This window comes from Pseudomonas sp. NFX71, assembly GCF_048079215.1.
Lineage (GTDB): Bacteria > Pseudomonadota > Gammaproteobacteria > Pseudomonadales > Pseudomonadaceae > Aquipseudomonas > Aquipseudomonas fluorescens_B.
Genome location: NZ_CP182230.1, coordinates 2,900,515 through 2,918,361 on the forward strand (window position 1 = coordinate 2,900,515; position 17,847 = coordinate 2,918,361).

Sequence of the window (17,847 nt, forward strand, 5' to 3'; positions counted from 1 at the left end):
CACTAGAACGGCTGGCCTCAGCTTTTTGCACTGTTTTTGCCATGGGAGCCAACTGACATGGAGCGTCTGACACGCATTTTGGCCGCACTGACCCGCTGGGGTCTGGGCCTGTGCGCGTTGGCTTTGGTGCTGATGGCGCTTTACGTCAGTCTCGGCCGCGAACTGACGCCGCTGGTGGCCGAGTATCGGGCCGAAGTCGAAGCCAAAGCCGGCGCTGCCCTGGGCATGCCGCTGCACATCGGTGAACTGGAAGGCAACTGGCACGGCTTCGCGCCGATTCTGCTGGCCCACGACGTGATGGTCGGCGAGGGCGCCAACACCCTGCGCCTGGATCAGGTACGTGCGGTGCCGGATCTTTGGGCCAGCCTGCTGGCTCGTGAAGTGCGCATCGCCCACCTTGAACTCAACGGTTTGAAGATCAGCTTCAAGGAAGGCGAGGACGGTCATTGGGCGCTGGAAGGCCTGCCGGTGCAACAGGATCAGCCGCTGGACCCGGAACAGTTGCTCAATCGCATGCAGATGGTCCAGCAGTTGTCGGTGCTCGACAGTCAGGTCACCTTGCAGCCGCTGGATCACCCGCCGCTGACCTTGACCTACGTTGGCCTGAACCTGAAAACCGGCGTCTACCGTCAGCGACTCGACGCGCGGCTGACCCTGCCCGACGGTCAGCCAGTGGCCATGAGCCTGCGTACTCGCATTCGCGCCAGCCAGTGGCAGGACGGCGAAGCGGATGCTTACGTAAGCCTGCCGCAAAGTGACTGGTCGAAATGGCTACCCGAGCGCCTGACCCGGCAATGGAATTTTTCCGAGATCAAGGCCGGTGGCGAGCTTTGGGTCAACTGGAGCAAAGGCGCGCTGCAAAGCGCTGCGATCCGCTTGAACGCGCCGCAGATCAAGGGTGCCTACGCCGAGCGCAAGCCGGTCCAGATCAACAACCTGGCGCTCAACAGCTATTTCCAGCGCAGTGCCGAAGGCATTCTGGTGACGGTGGACTCGCTGTCCATGAACATCGGCGAGACCCGCTGGGAATCGCGCCTGCAACTCAAACAAAGCCAAGCCACCGACAAGACCGAAGAACTCTGGCATCTGCAAGCCGACCGCCTCGACCTCACGCCACTCACACCGCTGCTGAATGCCTTGGGGCCGTTGCCTGAAGGCGTCGCCACCGCCGTGGAGCGACTCAAGGTGACCGGTGGTTTGCGCAACGTGTTGGTCGACTTCCGGCCCAACGCCACCGACGACAGCAAGGTCAGTTTCGCCGCCAACCTCGATCGGGTGGGGTTTGACGCCTATCACGGCGCGCCAGCGGCGCGAAATGTCAGCGGCAGCATCAGTGGTGACCTCGGTCACGGCGAACTGCGCATGGACAGCAAGGATTTTGTCCTGCACCTGGACCCGATTTTCGCCAAGCCATGGCAATACATTCAGGCCAACGCCCGGCTGACCTGGAAGCTCGACAAAGAAGGCTTCACCCTCATCGCGCCGTACCTGAAAGTGCTGGGCGAGGAGGGCAAGATTGCCGGCGACTTCCTGATCCGCCTGCATTTCGACCATACCCAGGAAGACTACATGGACCTGCGGGTCGGCCTGGTGGACGGCGACGGCAAGTACACCGCCAAGTACCTGCCGGAAGTGCTCAGCCCGGCGCTGGACGAATGGCTGCGCACGGCGATTCTCAAGGGTGCGGTCGACCAGGGCTTCTTCCAGTATCAGGGCTCGCTGAATCATGGCGCCGCCGACACGGCTCGCAGCATCAGCCTGTTCTTCAAGGTTCACGATGCCGAGCTGGCGTTCCAGCCGGGTTGGCCGCATGTCAGCAAGGTCAGTGGCGATGTGTTCATCGAAGACAGCGGCGTACGCATTCTGGCCAGCCAGGGCCAGTTGCTGGACACACAAGTCAGTGACATCTACGTCAATATTCCCCACGCATCCGCCGGGCAAAACCCACACCTGCTGCTTGATGGCGCTTTCGCCGGCGGGTTGGGCGATGGCCTGAAAATTCTCCAGGAAGCGCCGATCGGCACCGCTGCCACCTTCGCCGGATGGGAAGGCGAGGGCGATCTGAAGGGCAAGGTGAAGCTGGATATTCCGCTGGCCAAAGGCGAGCAGCCCACTATCCTCGTCGACTTCAAGACCGCCAAGGCGCGCTTGAAACTCGCCGAACCGGCCCTTGAGCTGACTCAATTGAAGGGCGATTTCCGCTTCGACAGCACCAAGGGGTTGAGCGGGCAGAACATCACCGCTCGCGCCTTTGACAAACCGGTCACTGCGCAGATTTTCGCCGACGGCAGCCCGGGCAACATCAAGACCCGTGTCAACGCCTCGGGCCAGGTCGAGGTGAAGAAGCTCACCGATTGGTTGAGCGTTACCCAGCCGTTGCCGGTGTCCGGCCTGATCCCTTATCAGTTGCAACTGAACCTGGATGGCCCCGACAGCCAGTTGCTGGTCAATTCGAACCTCAAAGGCGTGGCGGTGGATTTGCCGGCGCCGTTCGGCATGGCGGCCGACGTCGGACGCGACACGATGTTCCGCATGACCCTGCAAGGCCAGGAGCGACGTTACTGGGTCAAGTACGGCGAGCTGGCGAGTTTCACGTTCGCGGCGCCCCCCGGCAACTTTGCCGACGGTCGCGGCGAATTGTTCCTCGGTGGCGGCGAAGCCGTGTTGCCCGGAGCCAAAGGCCTGCGGGTGCGCGGCGTGTTGTCGGAACTGGATGTCGGCCCTTGGAAAGACCTGGTGGACAAGTATGCCGGTCAGGACCCGGGCGGCAGCGCCAAGCAACTGCTCAGCAGCGCGGACTTCAAGGTCGGCAAACTCAGCGGTATCGGTACCACCCTCGACCAGGCTTCGGTGCAGTTGAACCGTAAACCGGCGGCGTGGGCCTTGCAGCTCGACAGTAAACAGGTCAAGGGCACCGCTGCTATCCCTGACGCGAAAGGCGCGCCGATTGCAATCAATCTGCAATACGTGCGTTTGCCGGCACCGGACCCGACGGTCCTGGCCGATGAAAACTCGCCGGATCCACTGGCCAGCGTTGATCCGACAAAAATCCCGGCGCTGGATATCACCATCAATCAGCTGTTCCAGGGGCAGGATCTGGTGGGGGGCTGGTCGCTGAAAGTGCGTCCGACCGCCAAGGGCATCGCACTTAATGCGCTGGACCTGGGCCTCAAGGGCATTCTGTTGCAGGGCAGCGGTGGCTGGGAAGGTGCGCCCGGTGCATCCAGCAGCTGGTACAAGGGCCGGGTCAGTGGCAAGAACCTTGCGGATGTGCTGAAAGGCTGGGGCTTTGCGCCCAGTGTCACAAGTGAAGAATTTCATATGGATGTCGACGGTCGCTGGCCCGGTTCGCCGGCCTGGCTGGCTACCAAGCGTTTTTCCGGGACGCTTGATGCGTCGCTGAACAAAGGCCAGTTCGTTGAAGTCGAGGGCGGCGCTCAGGCGTTGCGGGTGTTTGGCCTGCTCAACTTCAACTCCATCGGTCGGCGCTTGCGGCTGGACTTCTCCGATCTGTTTGGCAAAGGCTTGAGTTACGACCGGGTCAAAGGCCTGCTGGTCGGGACCAACGGCGTTTACGTGACGCGTGAGCCGATTCTGTTGACCGGCCCGTCGAGCAATATCGAGCTCAATGGCACGCTGGATCTGGTGGGTGATCAGGTCGATGCGAAACTGCTGGTGACCTTGCCGGTGACCAACAACCTGCCGATTGCCGCGCTGATCGTCGGCGCACCGGCCATCGGCGGCGCGTTGTTCCTGATCGACAAGCTGATCGGTGACCGCGTGGCGCGCTTCGCCAGCGTGAAATACACCGTCAAAGGCCCGTGGAAAGAGCCGAAAATCACCTTCGACAAACCTTTTTGAAAAGCCATCCTTCGGACCGATGGAGTAGCATGGCCGTTAGCCCCCTGTAGGCGCAGCCTTCGGCAGCGCCTGCGGGTATGTGTTGATTCCGGATAAGGGTAAGGCCATGTCGTTAGCGGTGATTCAAATGGTCAGCCAGAGCGATGTGCTGGCCAATCTGGCCCAGGCTCGTCGGCTGCTCGAACAAGCGGCAGCCGGTGGCGCGAAGCTGGCTGTGCTGCCGGAAAATTTCGCCGCCATGGGCCGCCGTGACATCGCTGACATCGGTCGCGCCGAGGCGTCGGGCGAAGGTCCGATCCTGCCCTGGTTGAAACAGACCGCTCGCGACCTCAAGTTATGGATAGTGGCCGGCACCTTGCCGTTGCCGCCGGTGGATCAACCGACGGCGAAAGTGCATGCCTGCTCGCTACTGGTCAATGATCAGGGCGAGACGGTGGCGCGCTACGACAAATTGCACCTGTTTGACGTGGACGTGGCGGACAACCGCGGGCGTTATCGGGAATCCGATGACTATGCTTATGGCAGTGGCGTGGTGGTCGCCGACACGCCCGTCGGTCGGGTCGGCCTGACGGTGTGTTACGACCTGCGCTTCCCGGAGCTGTACAGCGAATTGCGCGCTGCCGGGGCGGAATTGATTACCGCACCGTCAGCCTTTACCGCCGTGACCGGCGCGGCGCATTGGGATGTGCTGATTCGAGCGCGGGCCATCGAGACCCAGTGTTATGTGCTCGCGGCGGCCCAGGGTGGAACGCATCCGGGACCGCGAGAGACCTTCGGCCATGCTGCGATCATCGACCCGTGGGGGCGAGTGCTCGCGCAACAGGACCAAGGCGAGGCCGTGCTGCTGGCCGAACGCGATAGCAGCGAACAGGCGTCCATCCGGGCGCGGATGCCGGTGTCCAGTCACCGGCGCTTTTTCTCGCAGGGCGCGCAGCGACCTGCCTCAGAACGATGAATTTAAGGCGTAAAGCATATGAGCGAGTTGTTGTCCTCAGTCAGTGAACACCTCCTGGCGCCCGGCGGCGTAACGATCGAGAGCCTGCAAGGTGTGCTCGGCGATCTGGCCGGCCCGGGTATCGATGCCGCCGACCTGTATTTCCAGGGGCAGATTTCCGAGTCGTGGGCGCTGGAAGACGGGATCGTCAAGGAAGGCAGCTTCAACCTTGATCAAGGTGTTGGCGTGCGCGCGCAATCGGGTGAGAAAACCGGTTTTGCCTACAGCAATGCGATCACCCTCGAAGCCCTGGGCGCGGCGGCGCGTGCTGCTCGTTCGATCTCCCGCGCCGGGCAGAATGGCACGGTGCAGGCGTTCACCACTCAGGATGTCGCCCAGCTGTACGGACCGGATAACCCGTTGGAAGTACTGACCCGCGCCGAGAAAGTCGAGCTGCTCAAGCGTATCGACGTTGCCACGCGCGCCCTCGATCCGCGTATCCAGCAAGTGACCGTGAGCATGGCCGGTGTCTGGGAGCGCATTCTTGTCGCTTCGACCGACGGTAGCCTGGCGGCGGATGTGCGGCCGTTGGTGCGTTTCAACGTCAGCGTGATCGTTGAGCAGAACGGTCGCCGCGAGCGTGGCGGTCATGGTGGCGGCGGTCGTACCGATTACCGGTACTTCCTCGCCGAAGACCGTGCCATGAGCTACGCCCGTGAGGCGCTGCGTCAGGCGCTGGTCAACCTTGAAGCCATTCCGGCGCCGGCCGGTACGTTGCCGGTGGTGTTGGGGTCGGGCTGGTCCGGGGTGCTGCTGCACGAAGCGGTCGGCCACGGTCTGGAAGGTGATTTCAACCGCAAGGGCAGTTCCGCCTACAGCGGGCGTATGGGTGAGATGGTTGCGTCCAAACTCTGCACCATCGTCGATGACGGCACGCTGGCCGGTCGCCGTGGCTCGCTGAGTGTCGACGACGAAGGCACGCCGACCGAGTGCACCACGCTGATCGAAAACGGCGTGCTCAAAGGCTACATGCAGGACAAGCTCAATGCGCGCCTGATGGGCGTGGCCCGCACAGGCAACGGCCGTCGCGAATCCTACGCGCACCTGCCGATGCCGCGCATGACCAACACTTACATGCTGGCGGGCGAAAGCGATCCGGCGGAAATCATTGCCTCGGTGAAACGCGGCATCTACTGCGCCAACCTCGGCGGCGGTCAGGTGGACATCACCAGCGGCAAATTTGTGTTCTCCACCAGCGAGGCGTACCTGATCGAAGACGGCAAGATTACCGCCCCGGTCAAAGGCGCGACGTTGATCGGCAACGGCCCGGAGGCGATGAGCAAGGTGTCGATGGTCGGTAATGATCTGTCGCTGGACAGCGGTGTGGGCACGTGCGGCAAGGACGGGCAGTCGGTGCCGGTGGGTGTCGGCCAGCCAACGCTGAAAATCGATGCGATCACTGTGGGTGGCACAGGATCGTAAGGGATGGAGCGTCGGGTGAGTCGCGTAACGACTCACCCGAGACGGGACTTAACGCAGGCCGCGTTGAGTCTCGTCGAGCTCACGGATGTACTTGAAGATTTTACGGCTCGACGCTGGTGGCTTGTTGGTCGCCAGTTCGTGCTGGGCCTGACGGATCAGGGAGCGCAACTGCTGACGATCAGCCTCAGGGTAGTCGAGCACGAACTTCTCCAGGACTGCATCGTCGCCCGCGATCAAGCGATCGCGCCAGCGTTCCAGTCCGTGGAAACGTTCGTTGTACTGCCGGGTGGAGGCATCGAGTTGATCGAGCAAAGTCAGAATGGCGTCAGTGTCCTGATCGCGCATCAGTTTGCCGATGAACATAAGGTGCCGTTTACGCGCGATATTCGCGGTGTGCTTGGGCGCATCGGCCAGGGCCCGGCGCATAGCGTCGGTCAAGGGCAGTTTTGCCAGCAAGTCAGGCTTGAGCGTTGTAAGGCGCTCGCCGAGGTCAACCAGAGCATGCAGCTCGCGTTTAACCTGGGATTTGCTTTTTTCTCCCGTATCGAGGGAGTCGTCGTAAGAATCAACCATGGTGGCCGTCCGCAAAGAAACGCCGCCATGATAACCAGTCGGGGGCCGCTTGTCCGGCCCGGTCGCTCGAAGGCCTTTACCGAAAGCAGAATTTGAGTGGAGAACAGCATGAGTGCAGTTGAAAGCGTCGGCCCACAAGCGTTGCCGGCACTGCAGGAACAAGTCGAGCAGATCATTGCTGAAGCCAAGCGCCAGGGCGCCAGTGCCTGTGAAGTGGCGGTGTCCCTGGAGCAGGGCCTGTCGACCTCTGTACGCCAGCGCGAAGTCGAAACCGTCGAATTCAACCGGGATCAGGGCTTTGGCATCACCTTGTATGTTGGCCAGCGCAAGGGCTCGGCCAGCACCTCGGCCAGTGGCCCGGACGCGATTCGCGAAACCGTCGCTGCGGCGCTGGCCATCGCCAAACACACCTCCGAAGACGAAGCCGCCGGCCTGGCGGACGCTGCACTGATGGCCAAGGATCTGCAGGATTTCGACCTGTTCCACCAATGGGACATCACACCGGAGCAAGCCATCGAGATGGCCTTGAGCTGTGAGGCGGCAGCATTCGCCACCGACAGCCGGATAAAGAACGCCGACGGCACCACCCTCAGCACTCACCAGGGCTGCCGTGTTTACGGCAACAGCCACGGTTTTATTGGCGGTTACGCCTCGACTCGCCATAGCTTGAGCTGCGTGATGATCGCCGAGGCCGATGGCCAGATGCAGCGCGATTACTGGTATGACGTGAACCGCCAGGGCAACTTGCTGATGGATCCTGCGAGCATCGGCCAGCGTGCCGCGCAACGTGCAGCGAGCCGTCTGGGCGCGCGTCCGGTGCCTACCTGTGAAGTGCCGGTGCTGTTCTCCGCTGAGCTGGCGGGTGGTTTGTTCGGCAGTTTCCTCTCGGCGATTTCCGGCGGCAGCCTGTATCGTAAATCGTCGTTCCTTGAAGGGACGCTGGGTCAGAAGCTGTTCCCGGAATGGCTGACCATCGATGAACGTCCACATTTGATGCGCGCCATGGGCAGTTCGGCGTTTGACGGCGATGGCTTGGCAACCTACGCCAAACCGTTCGTCGAAAAAGGCGAGTTGGTGTCCTACATTCTCGGCACCTATTCCGGTCGCAAACTCGGCATGCCGAGCACCGCCAACGCCGGCGGCGTACACAACCTGTTCGTCACTCACGGCGATGAAGATCAAGCGGCCTTGCTGCGCCGCATGGGCCGTGGCTTGCTGGTCACCGAGCTCATGGGCCAGGGCCTGAACATGGTCACGGGCGATTATTCCCGTGGCGCGGCGGGTTACTGGGTCGAAAACGGCGAAATCCAGTTTGCGGTCCAGGAAGTCACCATCGCCGGCAACATGCGCGACATGTTCAAGCAAATAGTCGCCGTCGGTAATGACCTGGAATTGCGCAGCAACATTCGCACGGGGTCGGTATTGATCGAGCGGATGACCGTCGCCGGTAGCTAACGCTTACCGCCAGGCAAAAAGGCGCGCCACCCATTGGGTGGCGCGCCTTTTTTTATTGGGTTCACGCAGACGGTCACATCGCGGGCAAGCCCACCATGAACTCGGTGTGCGGTCGACCTTGTTTTGGTTCTCATTATCATCTAATAATAAATCTCATTACCGAATGAGCCCGGATCATGAGTTCTGCCTTGCACGAACAGCCCTACCTCGAAAACTGGCGCTGGATGAGTCGCCAGATCCGTTGCGCGATGGATCCCGACGAGCCTCGCCTGATCGAACATTACCTGGCCGAAGGCCGGTATCTGGCGTGCTGCACGGTGACCTCTCCCTGGACCATCGCCGAAACGTCTTTCCGTGTGCTGCTCGATACCGCCGCCGATGTTGCGCTGCCCTGGCACTGGCGGACCTATTGCCTGGATCAGGCATGGCGCCCGCTGCGCGAACTCGAACGCCTCTCCCTCTGCAAGTGCCGCCTCAAGCGCTGGCAAAGCTACACCTGGCAACTGGCGACCTGCCAGTTGCAGCCCTCGATTCCTCTCATAGAACTGGTACAAGGATTTTCTGATGAACAAGACTCGTATTGAGCGCGACAGCATGGGCGAGCTTCAGGTCCCGGTGGATGCGCTTTACGGCGCACAGACCCAGCGTGCGGTGGAGAACTTCCCGATCAGCGGTAAACCGATGCCGGTGCAGTTCATCCGCGCACTGATCCTGGCCAAGGCCGCCGCTGCCCAAGCCAACGTCGAACTCAAGCAGATCAGCGAATCCCAGGGCAAAGCCATCGTCGACGCGGCACTGGGTTTGTTGCAGGGCGACTTCATGCAGCACTTCCCGGTGGATATTTTCCAGACCGGTTCCGGCACCAGTTCCAACATGAACGCCAACGAAGTGATCGCGACCTTGGCCAGCCGTCTGCTCGGCGAGCCGGTGAACCCCAACGATCACGTCAATTGCGGCCAGAGCAGCAACGACATCATCCCGACCACCATCCACGTCAGCGCTACGCTGGCGTTGCATGAACAACTGCTGCCAGCGCTGGTGCGCCTGGTGCAGGTCATCGAGCACAAGGCTGAAGAGGTTCACCACCACGTCAAAACCGGTCGCACTCACTTGATGGATGCAATGCCGGTGCGCATGAGCCAGGTGCTCAACGGTTGGGCGCAACAGCTGAAGGCCAACATCGGTCATCTGCAGGATCTGCTGCCGAGTCTGCAATCCCTGGCTCAGGGCGGCACGGCGGTGGGCACCGGCATTAATGCGCATCCCGAGTTCGCCGGTCTTTTCAGCCAGCAGTTGACCCAACTGACTCAGGTGCGATTCACGCCGGGCCCCGATTTGTTCGCACTGATCGGCTCCCAGGACACTGCCGTTGCGCTCTCCGGGCAACTGAAAACCACCGCTGTTTCGCTGATGAAAATCGCCAACGACCTGCGCTGGATGAACTCCGGCCCGCTGGCCGGTCTTGGTGAAATCGAGCTCGAAGCCTTGCAGCCGGGCTCGTCGATCATGCCCGGCAAGGTCAATCCGGTGATCCCGGAAGCCACCGCCATGGTCGCTGCCCAAGTGATCGGCAATGACACGGTCATCACCATCGCTGGCCAGTCGGGCAACTTCGAGCTGAACGTGATGCTGCCGATCATTGCCCAGAACCTGCTGAGCAGCATCGAGTTGCTGGCCAACGCCAGCCACCTGCTGGGTGAGAAGGCTATCGCCAGCTTCAAGGTCAACGAAGCCCGGCTCAAGGAAGCGCTGTCGCGCAACCCCATTCTGGTCACTGCACTGAACCCGATCATTGGTTACCAGAACGCCGCTGAAATTGCCAAGAAGGCTTATCAGCAGGGCCGGCCGGTGATCGATGTCGCTCTGGAACACACCGACCTGACACGTAGCCAACTGGAAGAGTTGCTCAATCCGGAAAAGCTCACCGCAGGCGGCGTGTAATCACCGCAACCGCTTTGGAGGCTCACCATGGAGCACTGGAAACGCACGATCGAAAGGGCAAACCGCTGTTTCATGCTGGGCGAACTGGTGGATGCCCGCGAAGCTTACCTGCAGGCATTGGCCCTGGCTCAGGTGTTGTTCGAGCGCTGGGCGGACGCCGACGAAGCGGTGGCGGCCTGCGTGATTTCCCACCACAACCTGGCGGACCTGCATTTGCGTCTGAACCAGCCGGAGGAGAGCGCCGAATACCTGTGCGCCATCCACCAGCGGCTATTGAAGACCATGCAGGACCCGCGGCTGGCGCCCGCATTGCGCGAAGCAGCGCTGCGTCAGAGCAGTAAAACCTACGTCGAACTGCTGAATTTCATCAGCGAGCACGGCGAATACCCGCGTACTCATCGTTTGCTGCACACCGATGCTGCGTCGCCCGCTGCGCCTCTACCTCATGGAGTCCATTGAAATGGCTTTTAGCTTGCCTGCCTTGCCGTACGCCTACGATGCCCTGGAACCGCACATCGATGCGCAAACCATGGAAATCCACTACACCAAGCATCACCAGACCTACATCAACAACCTGAACGCCGCCTTAGAAGGCACCGAGTTTGTCGAGTGGCCGGTGGAAAAACTGGTGGCTGCCGTTCAACAGCTGCCGGAAAAACTCCGCGCAGCGGTGATCAATCAGGGCGGTGGTCACGCCAACCATTCGCTGTTCTGGGAAGTCATGGTGCCCAACGGCGGCGGTCAGCCGGACGGCGAGCTGGCCAAGGCGATCGACGACCAACTGGGCGGCCTCGACCGTTTCAAGGAAGCGTTCACCAAAGCCGCGCTGACCCGTTTCGGCAGCGGCTGGGCCTGGCTGAGTGTGACCCCGCAAAAGACCCTGGTCGTGGAAAGCAGCGGTAACCAGGACAGTCCGTTGATGAACGGCAATACACCCATCCTCGGCCTGGATGTCTGGGAGCACGCCTATTACCTGCAATATCAAAACCGTCGCCCGGAATACATCAACGCGTTTTATAACGTGATCAATTGGCCTGAAGTCGCTGCGCGCTATCAGGCTGCACTGGTTTAAGTCTTCTATAAAAACAATCCTGGGCTGACTATGGGCACTGAAACACTGGCGATCGGAAGTGGGCGGATGTTTCGTTACGCATTGGGGTCGCTGTTACTGCTGGCGGGTATGAGCTTGTTGGTCGCCCAGGGCCTGGCGTGGCTGGATCTTGAACCGAAACTGCTACGGGCCTTACAGGGCGGTGCGATCTGCGCATTGGGTACGGCCCTGGGCGCGGTACCGGTGCTGGTGATTCGGCGCATGCCCCAGGCGGTCAGCGATACACTGCTCGGCTTCGGTGCCGGGGTGATGCTCGCGGCGACAGCTTTTTCGCTGATCGTTCCGGGCATTGCTGCGGCTGAAAGCCTGGGGCTGACGCCTTGGGCGGCGAGCGGCCTGATCAGCTTCGGCATCATGCTGGGTGCGTTCGGGTTGTTTCTGGTGGATCGAAAGGTGTCTGGCGCATCGCCGGAAATGCTCGTTGGCACGCTGGAGCGACCGGTCATTCCGCCACGGATCTGGTTGTTCGTGTTTGCCATCATTGCCCACAACATTCCTGAAGGCATGGCGGTCGGTGTCTCGGCGGGTGGCGGCATGCCCGACGCCGACAGCCTGGCCATGGGCATCGCGTTGCAGGATGTACCGGAGGGGTTGGTGATTGCGTTGGTGTTGGCCGGGGCAGGGATGTCGCGGGTCAAAGCGTTCCTGATCGGTGCGGCGTCAGGATTGGTCGAACCGGTCTTTGCGCTGTTGTGCGCCTGGCTGGTGACCCTGGCCGAGTTGCTCTTGCCGTTGGGCCTGGCACTGGCGGCCGGGGCGATGTTGTTGGTGGTGACGCATGAAGTCATTCCCGAGTCGCGCCGCCATGGTCATGACAAGCTGGCCAGCCTTGGGTTGCTGATCGGGTTTTGTTTGATGATGGTGATGGATACCGCGCTCGCCTGAAAAAAGATCGCAGCCTTCGGCAGCTCCTGCATGAGATTGCATTCACATGTAGGAGCTGCCGAAGGCTGCGATCTTTTTATTCGCCTTCGTCGAAGAAGTTGTTGATCAACGCGACCAGTGCATCCAGTGCTTCCTGTTCTTGCTCGCCTTCCGTGCTCAGATGGATCTTGGTGCCCTTGCCAGCGGCGAGCATCATCATGGCCATGATGCTTTTGCCATCGACCGTGGATTCCGGCGTGCGTCCGACCCGGATCGTGCAATCCTTGAACTGACCGGCCACGCCGACGAATTTGGCAGAAGCACGGGCATGCAGGCCCAGCTTGTTGATGATTTCGATTTCCAGAGCAGGCATCGCGATGTGAATCCTTTAGCTGAGGTCGCGGTGGCGGACCTGGACGTTCTTCAGGGATTTTTGCAGGACCTGGCCCAGACGTTCGGTCAGGTACACGGAGCGGTGATGCCCGCCGGTACAGCCAATGGCAATGGTGACATAAGCACGGTTGCTGGCGGCAAAGCGGGGCAGCCATTTGAGCAGGTAAGTGGAAATGTCTTGGAACATCTCCTCGACGTCCGGCTGGGCCGCCAGGTACTCGGCAACCGGCTGGTCAAGCCCGGACTGATCGCGTAGCTCCGGCTTCCAATAAGGGTTCGGCAGGCAGCGCACGTCGAACACCAGATCGGCGTCCACCGGCATGCCGCGCTTGAATCCGAACGATTCCACCAGGAACGCAGTGCCGGGTTCCGGTTGGTTCAGCAGGCGCAATTTGATGGTATCGCGCAGCTGATAAAGGTTCAGGTTGGTGGTATTGACCTTGAGATCGGCGAGGTCGGCAATCGGCCCGAGCAGGTTGGTTTCATCGTTGATCGCCTCGGCCAGCGAGCGATTGGCGCTGCTCAGCGGGTGACGGCGGCGGGTTTCCGAAAAACGCTTGAGCAAGGTTTCTTCGTCGGCATCCAGGTACAGGACGTCGCATTGGATATGCCGGCTGCGGACTTCTGCGAGCAGTTCCGGAAAACGGGTCAGGTGGCTCGGCAAGTTGCGCGCATCGATGGAGACGGCAACCAGCGGCTGCGCCAGCTCTGTGTGAATCAACGCACGCTCGGCCAGTTCCGGCAGCAACCCGGCGGGCAGGTTGTCGATGCAGTAATAGCCGTTGTCCTCGAGAACATCGAGCGCGGTGCTTTTACCTGAGCCGGAACGGCCACTGACGATGATCAAGCGCATGATTAGTGCCTGTTTTGCTCGTCCAGGACAACCTGATACAAGGCTTCATTGCTCGGTGCGCTGCGCAGGCGATCACGGACTTCCTTGCGATCAAGCATGCTGGCGATCTGCCGGAGCAATTCAAGGTGCGCATCGGTAGCCGCTTCCGGGACCAGCAGAACGAACAGCAGGTCAACCGGGGCGCCGTCGATGGCGTCGAAATCGATGGGGGCATCCAGGTGCATCAAGGCACTGATGGGCGAGGTGCAGCCTTTCAGGCGGCAGTGGGGGATAGCGATGCCGTTACCAAAACCGGTCGAGCCAAGTTTTTCACGGGCAATCAAAGCCTCGAAGACATCTTGCATCTCCAGATCCAGCACTTCTTTATGGATAAGGTTGGCAATTTGCTCGAGGGCTTTCTTTTTGCTGCCGCCCGGCACGTTCACGAGGGAACGGCCGGGGGTCAGGATGCTTTCAAGTAGGATCATGGGTTGGGAGTGTTAACGACCGGTCGCGCCCTGGAGGAGGCTTTGGGTCTTTTCCTTATGCTTTTTGAGTTGTTTATCCAGCTTGTCGGTCAGCGCGTCGATCGCCGCGTACATGTCGGTATGTTCCGCGTTTGCGACCACTTCATTGCCGGGAATATGCAGCGTGGCTTCGATTTTCTGCTTCAGCTTCTCGACCGTCATCGTGACTTGCACGTTGGTGATCTTGTCGAAATGCCGCTCTAATCGTTCGAGTTTTTCGCCGATGTAGGTGCGAAGAGGTTCGGTCACTTCCAGTTGGTGTCCACTGATGTTGACTTGCATACAGCTTCTCCTTCGTTGCCAGTGCATAAAGCGGTAGATCAGATGATCTACCACTGGAACGCTGTGGCGTGGCTCTACATCAACCGCTTGCGTTCGCTCGAAGGCGCGATCCCGAGGGATTCGCGGTACTTGGCGACGGTGCGGCGAGCCACCTGAATGCCTTGTGCCTCCAGTAAACCAGCGATCTTGCTGTCACTCAACGGCTTTTTCTGATTTTCCGCAGCAACCAGTTTTTTGATGATCGCGCGGATCGCCGTGGACGAGCATTCGCCGCCTTCGGAGGTGCTGACGTGGCTGGAGAAAAAGTATTTCAGCTCATATATGCCCCGAGGGGTATGCATGAATTTTTGCGTGGTCACCCGTGAAATCGTCGATTCGTGCATGCCCACCGCTTCGGCGATGTCATGCAGGACCAGCGGTTTCATCGCTTCGTCGCCGTATTCCAGAAAGCCGCGTTGATGCTCGACGATCTGGGTGGCAACTTTCATCAGGGTTTCGTTACGGCTTTGCAGGCTCTTGATGAACCAGCGGGCCTCTTGCAACTGATTGCGCATGAAGGTGTTGTCGGCGCTGGTGTCGGCGCGACGCACGAAACCGGCGTATTGAGCGTTGACCCGCAGTCGCGGTACCGATTCCTGATTCAGTTCTACCAGCCAGCGCTCGTTGTCCTTGCGCACGATCACATCGGGGACCACGTATTCGGCTTCACTGGACTCGATCTGCGAGCCAGGGCGTGGGTTGAGGCTCTGTACCAGTTCGATGACCTGGCGCAGTTCGTCTTCCTTCAGCTTCATGCGGCGCATCAGCTGGCTGTAGTCGCGGCTGCCGAGCAAGTCGATATAGTCGGTGACCAGGCGCTTGGCCTCGGCCAGCCAAGGCGTCTTGGCGGGCAGCTGGCGCAATTGCAGCAGCAGGCATTCACCAAGGTTGCGGGCGCCGATGCCGGCCGGCTCGAATTGCTGGATGCGATGCAGGACGGCTTCGATTTCGTCCAGTTCGATGTCGAGTTCCGGATCGAAAGCTTCGAGGATTTCCTCGAGGGTTTCGTCCAGGTAGCCCTGGTTGTTGATGCAATCGATCAGGGTCACGGCGATCAGACGATCGGTGTCGGACATCGGCGCCAGGTTCAATTGCCACAAGAGATGGCTTTGCAGGCTTTCACCGGCCGATGTGCGGGTGGTGAAATCCCACTCGTCGTCATCGTTGCTCGGCAGGCTGCTGGCGCTGGTCTGGTAGACGTCTTCCCATGCGGTGTCGACGGGCAGTTCGTTGGGAATGCGCTCGTTCCAGTCGCCCTCATCGAGGTTGTCCACCGTCGGGGCGGTTTCCTGGTAGGAGGGCTCTGAAACATCGGCGTTGGGTTGCTGTTCGGCTTTGTCGGCCAAGGGGTCGGCGTTATCGAAGTCGTCGCCTTCTTCCTGGCGTTCGAGCATCGGATTGGACTCCAGGGCTTCCTGGATTTCCTGTTGCAGGTCCAGGGTCGACAATTGGAGCAGGCGGATGGCCTGTTGCAGCTGCGGTGTCATCGTCAGCTGCTGGCCCATTCTCAAGACTAGCGATGGTTTCATGGCAGGGGCTTAACACCTTATTCGCCGGCGCACATGCGCCATCCACTACAGGGCGCCGGAGCGCCAAACATAAGCAAATTATATGCCTGAAACTGCAACGTTTGCCTAGAGCGCTGTAACAATAAAAAATTGTTGATTTTTTATCGAGACAAGCGCTCGGCGACTAGCCAGAGACGCCCTGATGCTTACAGGCGGAACTCATGGCCCAGATAGACTTCTTTCACGAGGTCGTTGGCCAGGATGGTGGCAGAATCACCTTCGGCGATCAGCTGGCCATCGTTGACGATGTAGGCGGTTTCGCAGATATCCAGGGTCTCACGGACGTTGTGGTCGGTGATCAGCACGCCAATGCCCTTGGCCTTGAGGTGGTAGATGATCTGCTTGATGTCGCCCACCGAAATCGGGTCCACACCGGCGAAGGGTTCGTCGAGGAGGATGAATTTCGGGTTGGTTGCCAGTGCACGGGCGATTTCCACGCGGCGGCGTTCACCACCGGACAGGCTCATGCCGAGGTTGTCCCGGATGTGGCTGATGTGGAATTCCTGCAGCAGGCTTTCCAGCTCTTTGCGGCGATCGGCCTTGTCGAGTTCCTTGCGGGTCTCGAGGATTGCCATGATGTTGTCGGCAACCGAGAGTTTGCGGAAGATCGACGCTTCTTGTGGAAGATAGCCGATACCGGCCTTCGCACGACCGTGCATCGGCTGGTGGCTGACGTCCAGATCGTCGATCAGGACGCGGCCCTGATCGGCCTGGACGAGGCCGACGATCATGTAGAAGCAGGTGGTCTTGCCGGCGCCGTTAGGACCAAGCAGGCCGACGATCTGACCGCTGTCGATGGACAGGCTGACGTCGCGCACGACCTGGCGGCTCTTGTAGCTCTTGGCCAGATGCTGAGCTTTCAGAGTTGCCATTACGGGGCCTTTTGCTCTTCGGTTTTCTTTTTCGGCTGGATCACCATGTCGATCCGCGGGCGCGATTCGGTCACGTTGGTGCCTGTGGCACGGCCGGCGCTGGCGAGCTTTTTATTGGTGTCGTAGACGATTTTCTCGCCTTGGGTAACGTTGCCGTCCTTGTCGATGACTTTCGCCTTATCGATCAGCACGACGCGGTCTTGGGAGGCGTGGTACTGGATAGTCACGCCGTACCCCTGAACTGGTTTGGTGTCGCCAGCGGTCTGCAACTGCTCGAAGTAGGCCAGGTTGCCGACCGAAGTCACGACGTCAATGTCGCCGGCTGCGGTGCGGGTGATGGTGACCTTGTTGCCGGTAACCTTCATCGAGCCCTGGGTAATGATCACATCGCCGGTGTAGGTGGCAACGCCATTCTTGTCGTCCAGTTGGGCGTCGTCGGCCTGAATGCGGATAGGCTGCTGTTGATCGTTCGGCAGAGCCCAGGCGCTCACGCTTCCCAGTGCTGCGCCCAGACCGAGCAAAATAGGGAGAGTTTTAACGAGCCTCATACTGTCCTCTTACGTTCGATAGCAGGTGTATCCTGCTTTCTTTCAAATACGCTTTCATTCCCTTGCCAGTCGAGACACCACCAGCGCCGTCGATTCTAACGGGTTGATCGGTCTGCGCATATTGCTGCTGCGGGAACACTGTCATGCGGGTGGTGGTAATCAGGGTCTTGCGGTTTTTCTCGTCGAAACGGGTGATGCGCACCGAGTCGATCAGCTCGACCTGGGTGCCATCCGGATTGACTTCACCGTGTTCGCTCTGGACGTGCCAGGGGAATTGGGTGCCGCGGAACAGGTTCAGGTCCGGATTGGTCAACAGCGTCACTTCGGTCGCCTTCAGGTGTTCAACCTTGTCCGACGTCATTTCGTACTGCAGTTTGCCGTCCGGCAGGTACTGCACGCTGTGGGCGTTGAGTGCGTAATAGTCGATCGCGCTTTCATCGACCTTTGCCACCGGCTGGTCGAGGAAGCGTTCCGGGCTGATGTTCCAGTAGCCGACCGCCGCAAAAATTGCTGCGATGCAACCGAACACCAGGATGTTGCGAAATTTCTTGCTCAGCATAGTTGG

At 60.3% G+C, this 17,847-nt stretch carries 18 protein-coding genes; 9 read left to right on the top strand and 9 right to left on the bottom strand.

Going from position 1 to position 17,847, the window contains the following annotated elements; translation table 11 throughout:
- Window positions 1-57 precede the first annotated feature (57 nt).
- The 3 genes from ACM1ZW_RS13260 to tldD all read left to right on the top strand — a co-directional run bounded on the left by ACM1ZW_RS13260 (window position 58) and on the right by tldD (window position 6,277).
- Entirely contained in the window at window positions 58-3,861 is a 3,804-nt protein-coding gene (locus ACM1ZW_RS13260; RefSeq protein ID WP_414883443.1) for a YhdP family protein, read from the top strand.
- Between the two features lie 106 nt (window positions 3,862-3,967).
- Entirely contained in the window at window positions 3,968-4,816 is an 849-nt protein-coding gene (locus tag ACM1ZW_RS13265) for a carbon-nitrogen hydrolase family protein (RefSeq protein ID WP_414879362.1), read from the top strand.
- Window positions 4,817-4,834: 18 nt separating this feature from the next.
- Complete coding sequence (gene tldD, locus ACM1ZW_RS13270; protein WP_017336530.1) at window positions 4,835-6,277, top strand: metalloprotease TldD; 1,443 nt, start codon at window positions 4,835-4,837, stop codon at window positions 6,275-6,277.
- Between the two features lie 48 nt (window positions 6,278-6,325).
- On the opposite strand, the gene yjgA is transcribed toward tldD, so the two are convergent.
- Window positions 6,326-6,850, bottom strand: a complete 525-nt coding sequence (gene yjgA / locus ACM1ZW_RS13275) for a ribosome biogenesis factor YjgA (protein ID WP_007901505.1) — start codon at window positions 6,848-6,850, stop codon at window positions 6,326-6,328.
- Between the two features lie 108 nt (window positions 6,851-6,958).
- Between yjgA and pmbA the strand changes: the two genes are divergently transcribed.
- From pmbA to ACM1ZW_RS13305, 6 genes are all read left to right on the top strand, one after another.
- Complete coding sequence (gene pmbA / locus ACM1ZW_RS13280) at window positions 6,959-8,305, top strand: metalloprotease PmbA (RefSeq protein WP_414879363.1); 1,347 nt, start codon at window positions 6,959-6,961, stop codon at window positions 8,303-8,305.
- Window positions 8,306-8,481: 176 nt separating this feature from the next.
- Window positions 8,482-8,889 carry a FagA protein gene (locus tag ACM1ZW_RS13285; RefSeq protein ID WP_416740681.1) on the top strand — a complete coding sequence of 136 codons (408 nt, stop codon included), beginning with the start codon at window positions 8,482-8,484 and terminating at the stop codon, window positions 8,887-8,889.
- Window positions 8,870-10,246 (top strand): class II fumarate hydratase, encoded by a 1,377-nt coding sequence (locus tag ACM1ZW_RS13290; RefSeq protein ID WP_017336533.1) that lies wholly within the window; start codon window positions 8,870-8,872, stop codon window positions 10,244-10,246. Before ACM1ZW_RS13285 ends, ACM1ZW_RS13290 begins: the two co-directional genes overlap by 20 nt.
- Before the next feature lie 27 nt (window positions 10,247-10,273).
- Window positions 10,274-10,705, top strand: coding sequence for a hypothetical protein (locus tag ACM1ZW_RS13295; RefSeq protein ID WP_017336534.1), 432 nt, complete (start codon window positions 10,274-10,276; stop codon window positions 10,703-10,705).
- A 1-nt stretch (window position 10,706) separates the two neighbouring features.
- A complete protein-coding gene (locus ACM1ZW_RS13300) occupies window positions 10,707-11,318 on the top strand; it encodes a superoxide dismutase (protein ID WP_414883441.1) in 612 nt (203 codons plus the stop codon).
- A 30-nt stretch (window positions 11,319-11,348) separates the two neighbouring features.
- On the top strand, window positions 11,349-12,242 hold the full coding sequence (locus ACM1ZW_RS13305; protein ID WP_414883440.1) for a ZIP family metal transporter: 894 nt from the start codon (window positions 11,349-11,351) through the stop codon (window positions 12,240-12,242).
- Between the two features lie 76 nt (window positions 12,243-12,318).
- Here ACM1ZW_RS13305 and ACM1ZW_RS13310 read toward each other — a convergent pair whose 3' ends face one another.
- From ACM1ZW_RS13310 to lptC, 8 genes are all read right to left on the bottom strand, one after another.
- The gene (locus tag ACM1ZW_RS13310) at window positions 12,319-12,594 is read right to left on the bottom strand and encodes an HPr family phosphocarrier protein (RefSeq protein ID WP_017336537.1); all 276 of its coding nucleotides are present in this window, start codon (window positions 12,592-12,594) and stop codon (window positions 12,319-12,321) included.
- Between the two features lie 15 nt (window positions 12,595-12,609).
- Entirely contained in the window at window positions 12,610-13,467 is an 858-nt protein-coding gene (gene rapZ / locus ACM1ZW_RS13315) for an RNase adapter RapZ (protein WP_017336538.1), read from the bottom strand.
- 2 nt (window positions 13,468-13,469) lie between these two features.
- The gene (ptsN, locus tag ACM1ZW_RS13320; RefSeq protein ID WP_017336539.1) at window positions 13,470-13,934 is read right to left on the bottom strand and encodes a PTS IIA-like nitrogen regulatory protein PtsN; all 465 of its coding nucleotides are present in this window, start codon (window positions 13,932-13,934) and stop codon (window positions 13,470-13,472) included.
- Between the two features lie 12 nt (window positions 13,935-13,946).
- Entirely contained in the window at window positions 13,947-14,255 is a 309-nt protein-coding gene (gene hpf / locus ACM1ZW_RS13325) for a ribosome hibernation-promoting factor, HPF/YfiA family (RefSeq protein WP_007941242.1), read from the bottom strand.
- Between the two features lie 74 nt (window positions 14,256-14,329).
- Window positions 14,330-15,823 carry an RNA polymerase factor sigma-54 gene (locus tag ACM1ZW_RS13330; RefSeq protein ID WP_017336540.1) on the bottom strand — a complete coding sequence of 498 codons (1,494 nt, stop codon included), beginning with the start codon at window positions 15,821-15,823 and terminating at the stop codon, window positions 14,330-14,332.
- A 185-nt stretch (window positions 15,824-16,008) separates the two neighbouring features.
- Window positions 16,009-16,734, bottom strand: coding sequence for an LPS export ABC transporter ATP-binding protein (lptB, locus tag ACM1ZW_RS13335; RefSeq protein ID WP_017336541.1), 726 nt, complete (start codon window positions 16,732-16,734; stop codon window positions 16,009-16,011).
- A complete protein-coding gene (gene lptA, locus ACM1ZW_RS13340; RefSeq protein WP_017336542.1) occupies window positions 16,734-17,282 on the bottom strand; it encodes a lipopolysaccharide transport periplasmic protein LptA in 549 nt (182 codons plus the stop codon). The genes lptB and lptA overlap by 1 nt, the downstream gene beginning before the upstream one ends.
- Window positions 17,269-17,841: an LPS export ABC transporter periplasmic protein LptC gene (gene lptC / locus ACM1ZW_RS13345; RefSeq protein WP_017336543.1), complete on the bottom strand. Its 573-nt coding sequence runs from the start codon at window positions 17,839-17,841 to the stop codon at window positions 17,269-17,271. The genes lptA and lptC overlap by 14 nt, the downstream gene beginning before the upstream one ends.
- Window positions 17,842-17,847 lie beyond the last annotated feature (6 nt).